This window comes from Salinifilum ghardaiensis (assembly GCF_054491345.1).
On record NZ_CM137101.1, the window covers coordinates 1,591,484 to 1,604,082 of the forward strand.

Annotated in this window: 10 protein-coding genes; 9 read left to right on the plus strand and 1 reads right to left on the minus strand. The window is 73.0% G+C overall.

From position 1 onward, the window contains the following. Positions 1 to 15: 15 nt before the first annotated feature. The 8 genes from ACVGV0_RS07185 to ACVGV0_RS07220 all read left to right on the plus strand — a co-directional run bounded on the left by ACVGV0_RS07185 (position 16) and on the right by ACVGV0_RS07220 (position 9,470). Positions 16 to 1,539 (plus strand): sugar ABC transporter ATP-binding protein, encoded by a 1,524-nt coding sequence (locus ACVGV0_RS07185; RefSeq protein ID WP_459159077.1) that lies wholly within the window; start codon positions 16 to 18, stop codon positions 1,537 to 1,539. After that, positions 1,532 to 2,533, plus strand: coding sequence for an ABC transporter permease (locus ACVGV0_RS07190; RefSeq protein ID WP_459159078.1), 1,002 nt, complete (start codon positions 1,532 to 1,534; stop codon positions 2,531 to 2,533). The genes ACVGV0_RS07185 and ACVGV0_RS07190 overlap by 8 nt, the downstream gene beginning before the upstream one ends. 57 nt (positions 2,534 to 2,590) lie before the next feature. Next, positions 2,591 to 3,592: a sugar ABC transporter substrate-binding protein gene (locus ACVGV0_RS07195; protein WP_459159079.1), complete on the plus strand. Its 1,002-nt coding sequence runs from the start codon at positions 2,591 to 2,593 to the stop codon at positions 3,590 to 3,592. A 174-nt stretch (positions 3,593 to 3,766) separates the two neighbouring features. Next, positions 3,767 to 4,672: a serine hydrolase gene (locus ACVGV0_RS07200; protein ID WP_459159080.1), complete on the plus strand. Its 906-nt coding sequence runs from the start codon at positions 3,767 to 3,769 to the stop codon at positions 4,670 to 4,672. Positions 4,673 to 4,775: 103 nt separating this feature from the next. Continuing rightward, on the plus strand, positions 4,776 to 5,612 hold the full coding sequence (locus tag ACVGV0_RS07205) for an Fpg/Nei family DNA glycosylase (RefSeq protein ID WP_459159081.1): 837 nt from the start codon (positions 4,776 to 4,778) through the stop codon (positions 5,610 to 5,612). Positions 5,613 to 5,737: 125 nt separating this feature from the next. After that, complete coding sequence (locus ACVGV0_RS07210) at positions 5,738 to 6,592, plus strand: 3-hydroxybutyryl-CoA dehydrogenase (RefSeq protein ID WP_459159082.1); 855 nt, start codon at positions 5,738 to 5,740, stop codon at positions 6,590 to 6,592. Between the two features lie 464 nt (positions 6,593 to 7,056). After that, the gene (locus ACVGV0_RS07215; protein ID WP_459159083.1) at positions 7,057 to 8,280 is read left to right on the plus strand and encodes a CaiB/BaiF CoA transferase family protein; all 1,224 of its coding nucleotides are present in this window, start codon (positions 7,057 to 7,059) and stop codon (positions 8,278 to 8,280) included. Continuing rightward, positions 8,277 to 9,470, plus strand: a complete 1,194-nt coding sequence (locus ACVGV0_RS07220) for an acyl-CoA dehydrogenase family protein (protein ID WP_459159084.1) — start codon at positions 8,277 to 8,279, stop codon at positions 9,468 to 9,470. Before ACVGV0_RS07215 ends, ACVGV0_RS07220 begins: the two co-directional genes overlap by 4 nt. Positions 9,471 to 9,639: 169 nt before the next feature. Here ACVGV0_RS07220 and ACVGV0_RS07225 read toward each other — a convergent pair whose 3' ends face one another. Then, positions 9,640 to 11,094: an amidase gene (locus ACVGV0_RS07225; RefSeq protein ID WP_459159085.1), complete on the minus strand. Its 1,455-nt coding sequence runs from the start codon at positions 11,092 to 11,094 to the stop codon at positions 9,640 to 9,642. 260 nt (positions 11,095 to 11,354) lie between these two features. Here ACVGV0_RS07225 and ACVGV0_RS07230 point away from each other — a divergent pair, with 260 nt between their 5' ends. Further along, positions 11,355 to 12,536 carry an MFS transporter gene (locus ACVGV0_RS07230; protein ID WP_459159086.1) on the plus strand — a complete coding sequence of 394 codons (1,182 nt, stop codon included), beginning with the start codon at positions 11,355 to 11,357 and terminating at the stop codon, positions 12,534 to 12,536. The last annotated feature ends 63 nt before the right edge of the window (positions 12,537 to 12,599 follow it).

Below are 12,599 nucleotides of genomic sequence, written 5' to 3' on the forward strand. Positions count from 1 at the left end.
GAGGGGAGGCTCGCGGTGAGCGACCAGGTGCGGCCCCCGTCCTCCGAGCCCGTCCCCGCTGTGGCGCTGCGCGGGGTGGGCAAGCGGTTCCCCGGAGTGGTCGCCGTCTCCGACGTGACGCTCGAGGTCCCGCCCGGGGAGGTCCACGTCTTCGCCGGCGAGAACGGGGCTGGCAAGTCCACGCTGATGAAGCTCATCGCCCAGACCGAGCAGCCCACCAGCGGCAGCATCGCGATCGGCGGTACCCCGGTGCACTACCGCGGCCCGGCGGCGGCGCGGGGGCTGGGCGTCTCGATGGTGCACCAGGAGTTCGCCCTGGCCGGCGACCTCTCGGTGGCCGAGAACCTGTTCATCGGGCGGGAACCCGGGCGCGCGGGCTGGATCTCGCGCGCGGAGGAGCGGCGCGCCGCCCGCGAGCTGCTGCGCCGCGTGGGGCTGGAGGTCTCCCCGCAGCGGCGCGTCCGCAGCCTGTCCACGGCGCAGCAGCAGCGCGTCGAACTCGCGAAGGCCCTGGCGGTGGACGCGAGCGTGCTCATCCTCGACGAGCCGACGGCCACGCTCACCGAGCAGGAGGCCGAGGAGCTGTTCGAGCTCGTCGGCGAACTCACCGACCGGGGCATCGCCGTGCTGTACATCTCGCACCGGCTCGACGAGATCTTCCGCATCGGCGACCGGGTGACGATCATGCGCGACGGGGCGGTCGTCGCCACGCAGCCGGTGTCCGAAATGGACGAAGCGCTGCTGGTGCGCTCGATGGTCGGCCGCGACGTGGAGAACCTGTACCCGCGTTCGCAGCGCCGGACCGGCGAGGTGCGGCTGCGGGTCTCCGGGCTCTCGCGCGAGCCGCACGTCCACGACGTCTCCTTCGAGGTGCGCTCCGGGGAGATCCTCGGGCTCGCGGGTCTCGTCGGCGCCGGGCGCACCGAGCTCGCCCGCGCCGTCTTCGGCGCCGAGCTCCCCGACACCGGTGAGATCACATTGGACGGTCGACGGCTGCGCATCCGCCGCCCCGCCGACGCGATCGACGCCGGGATCGGCTACCTGACCGAGAGCCGCAAGCACGACGGGCTCGCGCTGCAGCTCGGTGTGGACAAGAACATCACCCTGGCGAACCTGCCGATGTGGCACGGCCTGATCAACCTCGGGGCGGAGCGCCGCGCGGGGCAGCGGTACCGCGACGCGCTGCGGATCCGCGCACCGTGGCTCGGCCGTCCCGTGAGCACGCTCTCCGGTGGCAACCAGCAGAAGGTCGTGCTCGCGCGGTGGCTGGAGACCGGGGCGGAGGTGCTGTTCTTCGACGAACCCGGGCGGGGCATGGACGTCGGTGCGAAAGCCGAGATGTTCGGCCAGATGGACGAACTCGCGCGCCGCGGCAAAGCGGTCGTGTTCATCTCCAGCTACCTCCCCGAACTGCTCAACATGTGCGACCGCCTCCTGGTGATGCGCGGCGGGCGCATCACCGGAGAAGTCGCTCGCCAGGAGTTCTCCGAGGAACGCGTCATCGCACTCGCCACGGGAGCGAAGGACAACCATGACTGAGCAGACACCGGAACGATCCGAGAGCTTCCTCCGCGCGCTGCCCGACCGGGTCTCCGGCGCCGTGTCCCAGGTGGCCGCCGCCGGCGCGCTGATCGTCATCTTCGTCGTGCTGTCGATCGTGGCGCCGTCGTTCCTCACCGCGGACAACCTGTTCAACCTGGGCTCGCAGACCTCCGTCAACGCCGTGATGGCCATCGGCGTCACGCTGGTGATCATCACCGCCGGCATCGACCTGTCCGTCGGGTCCGTGGCCGCGCTCTCCGGCGTGACCGGGGTGCTGATCATGTCCCAGCTCGGCATGCACCCGTTGCTGGGCGTCCTCGGCGGCATCGCGATCGGCGCGTTCGCCGGGCTCGTCAACGGAGTGCTCGTGTCCGTGGTCGGGCTGCCGCCGTTCATCGCCACGCTCGGCATGCTCAGCGTCGCCCGCGGGGTCGTGCTGATCATGACGGGTGCGGTGGCGGTCTTCGGTGCGCCCGACTCGTTCCGGCTGCTCGGGCAGGGCGTCATCGGCGTGCTGCCGATCCCGATCCTGGTGATCGCGCTCGTGGCCGTCGCGGGTCACCTGGTGCTCACGCGCACGCGCCTGGGCCGCCACGCCTACGTCATGGGGTCGAACATGGAGGCGGCGCGGCTGTCCGGTGTTCCGGTGCGGCTGTACACCACCTACGTCTACGTCCTCTCCGGCGCGCTGGCCGGCCTGGGCGGCATGATCGCGGCCTCGCGGATCAACTCGGGGCAGCCGAACTTCGGCGAGGGCCTCGAGCTCGACGTCATCGCCGCGGTCGTCATCGGCGGTGCCAGCCTCATGGGCGGACGCGGCACCGTGCTCGGCTCGTTGATCGGAGCCTTCCTCGTCGCCGTCATCCGCAACGGCGCCGTCCAGCTCGACATCGGGACCTTCTACCAGAACGTGCTCATCGGCGTGATCATCTGGATCGCCGTGTGGTGGGACATCTACCAGCGCCGCAAGTTGGGGCGCGAGCCCGGATGACCGCCGGCCGCGTCCGGTCGCGGGAACGCACGGCTCGGTGAGACGGGAGGCGAGCAGATGCGCAAGTGGCAGACCCTGGCCTGCGTGCTGGCGGCGGTGCTGCTCGTCGCCGGCTGCCAGGTGAAGATCCACGAGCGATCCGGCGCGGTCGAGCCCGGCAGCGGCCCGGTGAAGGTCGCGGTCGTGCCGAAGGCCATCGGCTTCAGCTTCTGGGAGAAGGTCCGCGTCGGCGCCGAGTGCGCCGCACGCGGCCCCGGCGTGGACGTGCACTGGGACGGCGTGACCGAGGAGACCGACGTGAGCGGGCAGCAGAGCCTGCTGCAGGACCTGCTCGTGCAGGGCGACCTGGACGGACTCGTCTACGCCGCCACCGACGCGCGCGCCATGGCGCAGGTCACCGCCACGGCCGAGGAGCAGGGCACGCAGGTGGTGAACATGGACTCGGGCACCACGCCGCAGCCCGCGGACGTGCCCGTGTACGCCACGAACAACGTCGCCGCGGCCGAGCGGGGAACCGACCTGCTGGCGCAGCAGCTCGGCGGGCGGGGCAAGATCGCGCTGGTCGAGTTCCAACCCGGCACGAACACCAACGACACCCGGGTGGAGGGCTTCCAGCGCGGCCTGCGCAAGCATCCCGGCCTCGAACTCGTCGCGCGCCAGTCCAGCGAGAGCAGCTACAACACGGCGCTGCAGGTCACGCAGGACATCCTGACCGCCCACCCGGAGCTGGACGGGATCTACGCCGGCAACGAGCCCAGCGTGCTCGGCGCGGCCGAGGCCGTCCGCCAGGCGGGCCGGGCCGGGGACATCGAGATCATCGGCTGGGACACCTCGCAGGAGCAGATCGCTTCGCTGCGCGAGGGCGTGATCAGCGGTCTGATAGCGCAGAACCCCTTCGAGATGGGGCGTTCGGCCGTGCGCGCGGCGGTGGACAAGGCGCACGGTCGAACGCCCAGCCGGGACACGGACACGGGGTCCACTGTGATCACGCGCGGCAACGTCGACGCCCCGGAGGTGCAGCGGTTGCTGCACCCCGCCTGCGCGAAACCCCCGGAGTGATCCGCCGTCCACGCGCGACCCGGCGCGTGGACGAGCAGCGCGTCACCCGTGAGAGCGAGACCGGTGCGCTGGGGAAGTCGACCTCGGCGCGCCCGTTTGTGGCCGCACGGCCGCGGGTAGCTCGGCGGAGGACCGGTGCCCGGTGGGCACCCGGACGACCTCGCGGAGCTGAGGATGCGATTAACGGGATCGGAACAGCGCTCCGCCCGCCGGGGTGGGCGGTCCGCCCTGCCCGCGGTGCTGGGGGTCCTCGCGCTGCTGCTGCCGGCCCTGGTGCTGCCCGGGGCGGACAGCACGACGGGGCGCACCGGACCGGCGGGGGCGACGCGGTCGGCCGCGGTGGAGACGGCCCGGGCGACGGGGCAGGCCAGGCAGGCGGTGCGCGCGGTGGAGGCGTGGAACGCCGAGCACCCCGGGCGGGAGGTGCACGCCGCGGTGTGGGACGGCGAGACCGGGGAGTTCGCCGCCGGGCGCGGTGCTGATCGGCCGGTGCACTCGGCCTCGCTGGTCAAGCTCTTCGTCGTGGTCGACGTGCTGCGCCGCTCGCACGACGGGCTGGCGGTCTCCGAGCACGAGAGGCGGTGGATGCGCCGGGCGCTCGCCGCCAGCGACGACGAGGCGATGAACGCGCTGTGGAGCCGCTACGACGGCCGCGGCGCCGTGCGGCGCGTGACGCGGGCGGCGCACCTGACCGACACCCGTCCGCCGGCCGATCCGGCGCAGTGGGGCGAGACGCTCGTCTCCGCCCGGGACATGACCCGGCTGTACCGCTACGTCGTGCGCGCGCTGCCGAGCGCGGACCGGGAGTTCGTGCTGCGGTCGGTCGCCGCGCGGCCGGGCATCGCGGCCAGCGGGTTCGACCAGGGGTTCGGGCTGGCCCGCGTGCGCGGGGCAGCGGTCAAGCAGGGGTGGATGTGCTGCGTCGACGGCGCGATCGAAGTGCACAGTTCCGGGATGCTCGAGCAGCGCGGCCGGTTCGCGGTGACCCTGCTGTCGCGGCAGCCCAGTTCGGACGGATACGACGCCGCCCGGCAGCGCCTCGACCGGGTCGCCGAGCGCGTCGACGCCGCGCTGCCGTAGCGGGTCCGCGGTTCGCCCGCTGCGCCCGTCCGGGAGGGACCTCCTGCTCGCGCCCGGCCGCCCACCGGGAGTACGCGGTGCCGCGTCGGGGTACGCCCCGGACATGCCGGAGCTGCCGGACGTGGAGGGGTTCCGCCGCGTTGCGGCGCGTGCGACCAGGTCGCGCATCCGGTCGGTCCGGTTGCACGACTCCGCGGTGGTGCACGGTGCCTCCGCCGAGGAGTTCCGCGATGCGGTCACCGGCAGGTGCTTCGGCGATCCCGCGCGGCACGGCAAGTGGCTCATGCTGCCGACCCGCTCGGGCCCGCAGGGGCACAACGACTTCCCCTGGATCATGGCGCACTTCGGCATGACCGGCAGTTTCGAGTGGCGCGCTGCCGATGAGGCCGAACACCCGCACGAGCGCGTGGTGTTCGCGCTCGCCGCCGAGGAGCAGCGCACCGCCGAGGAGCAGCGCACCGCCGAGCTGCGCTACCGGGACATGCGCAAGCTCGCCGGCCTGCACCTGGTGCGCGAGCAGGCCGGGGTCGACGCGCTGCTCGGCGAGCTCGGCCCGGACGCGCGCACGATCACGCGCGGCGAGCTCGCCGAGCGGTTGCGGGGATCGCGCAAGCAGATCAAACCCGTGCTGATGGATCAGGCGGTGCTGGCCGGGCTGGGCAACCTCACCGTCGACGAGATCCTCTGGCGGGCGCGCACCCCGCCGCACCGCGCGGCCGGACGGCTGTCCCAGGCGCAGATCGGCCAGCTGCACCGGGCGATCGCCGGGGTGCTCGGTCCCGCGGTGCGCGCGGGCCGGGTTCCCGCCGGGGGCTCCTGGCTGACCGGCCAGCGCGACGAGGCGGACGCGGTCTGCCCCCGGTGCGGGAACGGCCTGTCGCGCGCCCGGGTGGGCGGGCGCAGCACCGTGTGGTGCCCCCGCTGCCAGCCGGACGAGTAGACCGGGGTGGCCGCGATGCGCTCGGATGTGGTGTGCTCGCGCGTGGTTTACCCGTGAGTAACCGCATGGTTTGCCATGATCTGCGGCGCAGCACGCCGCAGGCGCGTACGGAAGGGGATGCACTGGTGAGTGAGATCGCACGCCTGGGAGTTGTCGGCGGCGGACAGATGGGTGCGGGCATCGCCGAGGTGGGGGCCCGCTCGGGCGCGGACGTCGTCGTCCGCGAGATCAACGACGAAGCCGCGGAGGCCGCCGCGGAGCGGATCGCGAAGTCGCTGGACAAGGCGGTCAAGGCGGGCAAGCTCGCCGAGGGGGGCCGGGACGCGGCGCTCGGCCGGCTGCGGTTCGTCACCGGCACGTCCGAGTTGGCGGACCGGCAGCTGGTGATCGAGGCCGCCTCGGAGGACGAGTCCGTCAAGCTCGACCTGTTCCGCGAGCTGGACTCGGTGGTCGCCGGCGAGGCGATCCTGGCGTCGAACACCTCGTCGATCCCGATCTCGAAGCTGGCGGGCGCGACGGGGCGTCCGGAGCAGGTTCTCGGTGTCCACTTCTTCAACCCGGTGCCCGTGCTGCACCTCGTCGAACTCGTGCCGAGCGCGCTGACCGGGGCCGGCACGATCGACGCGGCCCGGGCGTTCGCCACCGAGCAGCTGGGCAAGCGGGTCATCCAGGCCCGGGACCGCGCCGGGTTCATCGTCAACGCGCTGCTCACGCCGTACCTGCTCTCGGCGATCCGGATGTACGAGAACGGCATGGCCACCGCCGAGGACATCGACGCGGGCATGGTCCACGGCTGCGCCCACCCCATGGGTCCGTTGACGCTGGCCGACATGGTCGGGCTCGACACGCTCAAGGCGATCGCGGACTGCCTGCACGAGGAGTTCGGCGAGCCGCAGTACGCCGCCCCGCCGCTGCTGCGGCGGATGGTCGAGGCCGGGCTCACCGGCAAGAAGTCCGGGCGGGGCTTCTACGAGTACTGACAGGACTTTGTTATGTCGTTTTGGGTGCCGTTGAGGGCGGGTGGCTGGGGGTAGTTAGGGAGGAACCTCCTGCACTCCCAGCTACCCCCGACCGCCCGCCCCGGACAGCGGACATCGAGTAGCGACCTACACCACGTCTCGCCGTCCTCGCGAGGAGCCGCACAGGAGAACCCGCGGTGGGCCCGGCTGCGATGCGGCCCTTCGGCGCTGCCGCGCCGAAATGAGGAAGCTCAGGTCACCTGAGACGGCGACTGACAGCGACTTGACAAAGCACTCCTGAAACCGCAGTGGCGCTTCCGGGGCCCGTCCCGCGGGGCGGGCCCGGTTCCGCGTTTCGCGCGATGTTGACCGCGGGGCCACGAACTGTATATTGGATCCAACTTTCGGCGAGGACGAACGGCCGAGGGCGCTCGTGCGCCGGAGCCGCAGCGCCGGGTGCACCGGCACCGGGGAGGTGAGTCACCGTGCCCGCAGCGCAGCCCATGGCAGGCCTCGTGGTCGCGGACTTCAGCAGGGTCCTCGCGGGGCCCTACGCGACGATGCTGCTGGCCGACCTCGGCGCCACGGTGATCAAGGTGGAGCGGCCGGGGACCGGTGACGACACCCGCAGCTGGGGCCCACCGTGGACGGAGCGCGAGTCGTCCTACTTCGAGGCGCTCAACCGCGGCAAGCGCAGCGTCACCCTCGACTTCGAGGATCCGGGCGACCGGGCGCTCGCCCGCGAGCTCGTCCGGCGCGCCGACGTCCTCGTGGAGAACTTCCGCCCCGGTTCGCTGCAGCGGTACGGCCTGGACTACGGCAGCGCGAGCGAGCTCAACCCGGGACTGCTCTACACCTCCATCTCGGGCTTCGGCAGCACCGAGGGGGCGGACCTGCCCGGCTACGACTTCGTCGTGCAGGCCGTGGGAGGCCTGATGAGCATCACCGGCGCTCCGGAGGGCCCGCCGACGAAGGTCGGCGTGGCGCTGGTCGACGTGCTCACCGGCAAGGATGCTGCGCTGGGCATCATGGCCGCGCTGCGCCAGCGGGAGAGCACCGGTCGCGGCCAGCACATCGAGGTCAACCTGCTGTCCAGCCTGCTGGGCGGGCTGGTCAACCAGCTCAGCGGGTACCTGGCCACGGGCGAGAGCCCGGATCGGATGGGCAACCGCCACCCCAGCGTCGCGCCGTACGAAACGCTGCGCTGCGCGGACGCCCACCTGGCCGTGGCCGTGGGCAACGACGCGCAGTTCCGCCGCCTGACCGACACCCTGGGGCTGGTGTGGATGGCCGACGACCCGCGGTTCTGCTCGAACGCGCAGCGCGTGGCCAACCGCGAGGAGCTCGTGGCGGAGCTGGAGAACGTGCTCGGCGCCCGCGCGGCCGCGGACTGGCAGCAGCGGCTGAGCCTGGTGGGCGTGGCCTGCGGGACGGTCAACGATCTCGCCGGCGCTGTCGACCACGCCGAAACCCTGGGGCTTCGGCCCACCGTGCGCCAGGAGGGCGCGAGCCCGCAGGCGCGCATGCCCATCGACTTCTCCGAGTACGACGCGCGGCTCGACGAGACCCTCGCACCGCCGCGGCTCGGTGAGCACAATGACGACATCCGGTCCTGGCTTGCGCAGGAGGTCCCCGGGAACGGCTCCGGGCCCGCGGCGGGTCTCGGGGAACCGTTCGCGGGGACCACGACGAGGAGGCACCGATCATGAGCGGCAGCGGCAAGAAGCCCCCCTTCGACCCCGACGACCCGCTGGGCGTCGACGCCGAGCTCAGCACCGAGCAGCTCGCGATGCGCTCCTCGGTCCGCGCGCTGTGCCGCGACTACGTCGACGAGCACATCGGCGAGTGGTTCGAGAGCGGCGAGTTCCCGCGCGTGCGCGAGATCGCCCGGGAACTCGGCAAGCTCGGCGTGCTCGGCATGCACCTGGACGGCTACGGCTGCGCCGGGATGTCCGCAGTGGACTACGGCGTGGTCTGCGCCGAGCTCGAGGCGTGCGATTCGGGGCTGCGCTCGCTCGTGTCGGTGCAGGGCTCGCTGGCGATGTACGCGATCTGGCGCTGGGGCTCCGAGGAACACAAGCAGCAGTGGCTGCCGGCGATGGCCTCCGGCGAAGCGCTCGGCTGCTTCGGGCTGACCGAACCGGACCACGGTTCCGACCCGGGGGCGATGCGCACCGCGGCGCGCCGCGACGGCGGCGAGTGGGTGATCAACGGCCGCAAGATGTGGATCACCAACGGCAGCGTCGCGGACGTCGCGGTGGTGTGGGCCGCCACGGAGGACGGTGTGCGCGGGTTCGTCGTGCCGACGGACACCCCGGGGTTCTCCGCGCCGGAGATCAAGCACAAGCTCTCCCTGCGCGCCTCGGTGACCAGCGAGCTCGTGCTGGACGACGTCCGCGTGCCGGATGCGGCGATGCTGCCGGAGGCCACCGGGCTCGGTGGTCCGCTGAGCTGCCTGAACGAGGCGCGCTACGGCATCGTCTGGGGCTCGACGGGCGCGGGCGAGGCCTGCCTGCGCGCCGCGCGCGACTACGCCGCGCAGCGCGAGCAGTTCGGCCGCCCCATCGCGGGGTTCCAGCTGACGCAGCAGAAGCTGGCCGACATGGCGGTGCGCGTGCAGAACGGGCGGCTGCTGGCGCTGCACCTCGGCAAGCGCAAGGACGCCGGTACGTTGCTGCCGCAGCAGATCAGCTTCGGCAAGCTGGACAACGTGCGCGGGGCCGTCGAGGTGGCCCGCACCGCCCGCACGATCCTCGGGGCCAACGGGATCTCCCTGGAGTACCCCGTGATCCGGCACATGACCAACCTCGAGTCGGTGCTCACCTACGAGGGAACCCCCGAGATGCACACGTTGACGATCGGGCAGGCGCTCACCGGCGAGTCCGCGTTCCGCGGTTGAGGGGGTCCGCGGAACGGCCGGCGTCGTGGCTCGGGCGGGGCCTCCGGCGGGGCGATGCCGGAGAACCCCCGTCGGGTCGGCCTGCGTGCGCGGGAAAGAAGCGGCTTCGCCGCTTGCCCGACGGGCAGGGGCGGCCGGGCGCGCGGCCACCGATCCGCGCGCGGAGTTCCTAGCGCAGCACCGGTGGCAGCGCGCGGTGCACCCAGTCGCTGGCCTGCTCGTAGGCGTGGCCGAGCCGCAGCAGCGACCACTCGTCGTGGTCCGGTCCGATGACCTGCACGCCCATCGGCAGGCCGTTCCGGAAACCCGCGGGCAGGTTCAGCACGGGGTGCCCGGACAGCGTCCAGGGGGCGACGATCTCCATCCACCGGTGGTAGGTGTCCATCGGCACGCCGGCGATCTCCTCCGGATACCGCTGCGCGGCGTCGAACGGGAACACTTGCGCGCTCGGCGCGAGCAGGAAGTCGTAGTGGTCGAACAGCGCGTCGACCGCGGCGTGCCAGTCGCTGCGCCCCTGCAGGGCCCGCGCGACGTCGGCGGTGCTCAGCCGCTCGTACCCGGCGAGCTCGTAGCGCAGCTCGGGCTTGGTGACCTCCAGCGCGGTGGTGTCCACGCCCGCCCACTGCATGCCGAGCATCCAGTGCCGCCACAGCAGGAAGGTCTCCCAGGCCTGCTCGGGCGGCGGGGGGTCGGTCACCGGTTCGACGGTGCAGCCGATCTCGCGGAAGGTGGCGAAGCTGTCCCGGCACACCTCGAGCACGCCCGGTTCGGTCGGGATCTTCCCGCCGAAATCGCCGATCCACCCGATGCGCGTGCCGCCGGGTTCGGAGTGCAGGGGTGCGGCGAACGCGGCCGGGTCGTCGCGCAGGCTCATCGGCGCACCCCGGTCCGGACCGGCCATCGTGGACAGGAGCATGGCGATGTCGCGCACCGTCCGCCCCATCGGTCCGGTCACCGCCGGGTTGCTGACGAACCCCGGGGCGGGCACGCGCCCGAAACCGGGGCGCAGCGAGACCACGTTGCAGTAGGCCGCCGGATTGCGCAGCGACCCCATGAAGTCGCTGCCGTCGGCCACGGGCAGCATCCGCGCGGCCAGCGCCGCCGCGGCGCCTCCGCTGCTGCCGCCGGCCGCGCGGGTGCGGTCGTAGGGGTTGGTGGTGGTGCCGAAGGCGCTGTTGAACGTGTGCGAGCCGAGCCCGGCCTCGGGGACGTTCGTCTTGCCGATGATGATGCCGCCGGCGGCCCGGATGCGCCGGACGAACGGGTCGTCCGCCTTGGCGGTCTCGCCGAGGAAGGCGGGGAATCCCCCGGTGGTGGGGAACCCCTCGGCGTGGGAGAGGTCCTTGATCGCCATCGGGAGGCCGTGCAGCCAGCCGCGGTGCTCACCGCGGGCGAGTTCCTCGTCGCAGCGGCGCGCCTCGTGCAGCAGGGACTCGGTGTCCGCCCTGCTGACGATCGCGCCGAGGTGCGGGTTCAGCGCGTCGATCTGCTCCAGGTGGGCGCGCATGACCTCCGCGCAGGAGATGTCCCGCCGCCGGATCGACCAGGACAGCTCCACCGCGTCGAGCAGGACCGGTTCGGGGACGAGGGACGAGGGGATGCCGGATCCCGGATCGACGTCCACCGCTGACCTCCACAGCTCGGCACTGTCGGAGTCGACCTTGACCCGCCCGGTGCGGCCGAGTCAATCGGCGTGACGCGCATCACTGTGCCCGAGGAGGCCTGCATCACGTTAGCGTTGCTAAACGCAGTCGGGCGGGCGCAGGCTGGAGCGGAGCGGGCGTGGCGCCCGCCCCTGTCTGTCCACTGTGGCCAGCAAGGTGACCTCCGCGGGCGTGCACCGGTGCGGCCGGCGGACGCCGCCGAGACCGCGGGAGGAGGCGCATGTCGACCGCGATCCTCGACCGGCGGCGGTCGTTCCCCGTCGGTCCGGCGCGCGTGCTCTCCGCGGTGGCCGGTGTCGTCACCGCCGGCGTGCTCCCCGTGTTCCTCGTCGGCGGCCTCGCCGTCCAGCTCCAGCACGACCTCGGCTTCGGCGCGGCGCTGCTCGGCATCGCCACCGCCGGTTTCTTCGGCGTGGCCGCGGCGGCCTCGCGCGGCATGGGGTGGTTCGTCGAACGCATCGGGGCGCGGCGCGGCATGCGCCTGGCCGCGCTGGGAAGCGGCGCGTGCCTGCTCGCGCTGGCGCCCGCCACCAACGAGGTCTGGCTGCTGGCGGTGCTGTGGCTCTCCGGGCTGCCGAACGCGCTGGGCCAACCCGCGTCGAACCTGCTCATCGCGCAGGGTGTCCCGCAGCACCGGCGCGGCACGGGATTCGGGGTCAAGCAGTCCTCCATCCCGGCGGCCACGCTGCTCGCCGGCATCGCCGTGCCCGCGATCGCGCTGACCATCGGGTGGCGCTGGGTCTTCGTCTCGGCCGGAGTGCTGGCCCTGCTCGCCGCCGCGGTCGTTCCCGGGGGGCCGCGGGCCGAGCGCTCCGCCACCGGGGGCGGAGCTCGGCGGGGACGTCCCGCGGGGCTGCTGCGCCCGCTGCTGCTGCTGGCGATCGCGGGCGGGCTCGCCTCGGCGGCCGCCAACGCGCTCGGCGCGTTCGTGACGACCACGGCGGTGGACGTCGGCTTCGCCCCAGCCGCGGCCGGGCTGGTGCTGTCCCTCGGTTCGCTGGTGGGCCTGTCCGTGCGCCTGCTCGCCGGGATCGCGGCCGACCGCACCGCACCGGACCTGGTGCGGGTGATCACGGTGATGCTCGTCGGCGGCTCGATCGGGTACGGCTGCATGGCGGTGCCCGTCCCCGCGGTGTTCCTCGTGGGCGTGGCCGTGGCGTTCGGCGCCGGGTGGGCCTGGCCGGGCCTGCTGAACTTCGCCGTGGCCACGATCGCCCCGGGCCGCGTCGCCAGCGCCACCTCGTTCACCCAGACCGGGATCTACCTCGGCGGCAGCCTCGGCCCGCTGCTGTTCGGCGTGCTGGCCCAGCACGGCGGGACCTCCTGGGCGTGGTGCGCCGCCGGTGCCGCCGCGCTCCTCGCCGCCGGGCTGCTGCTGTTCGTCCCGCGCTCGCGCGGTTGACCCGGCCGGGTGGGGTCCGGCCCGCGGCGTTGCCGTTGCTCGTGCGCGCGTACCAGGATGGAG

What these genes read in the sequence shown, in the direction of transcription:
- ACVGV0_RS07190 (WP_459159078.1), top strand. Translation starts at nt 1,532, where the DNA reads ATGACTGAGCAGACACCGGAACGATCCGAGAGCTTCCTCCGCGCGCTG.
- ACVGV0_RS07195 (WP_459159079.1), top strand. Translation starts at nt 2,591, where the DNA reads ATGCGCAAGTGGCAGACCCTGGCCTGCGTGCTGGCGGCGGTGCTGCTC.
- ACVGV0_RS07200 (WP_459159080.1), top strand. Translation starts at nt 3,767, where the DNA reads ATGCGATTAACGGGATCGGAACAGCGCTCCGCCCGCCGGGGTGGGCGG.
- ACVGV0_RS07205 (WP_459159081.1), top strand. Translation starts at nt 4,776, where the DNA reads ATGCCGGAGCTGCCGGACGTGGAGGGGTTCCGCCGCGTTGCGGCGCGT.
- ACVGV0_RS07220 (WP_459159084.1), top strand. Translation starts at nt 8,277, where the DNA reads ATGAGCGGCAGCGGCAAGAAGCCCCCCTTCGACCCCGACGACCCGCTG.
- ACVGV0_RS07230 (WP_459159086.1), top strand. Translation starts at nt 11,355, where the DNA reads ATGTCGACCGCGATCCTCGACCGGCGGCGGTCGTTCCCCGTCGGTCCG.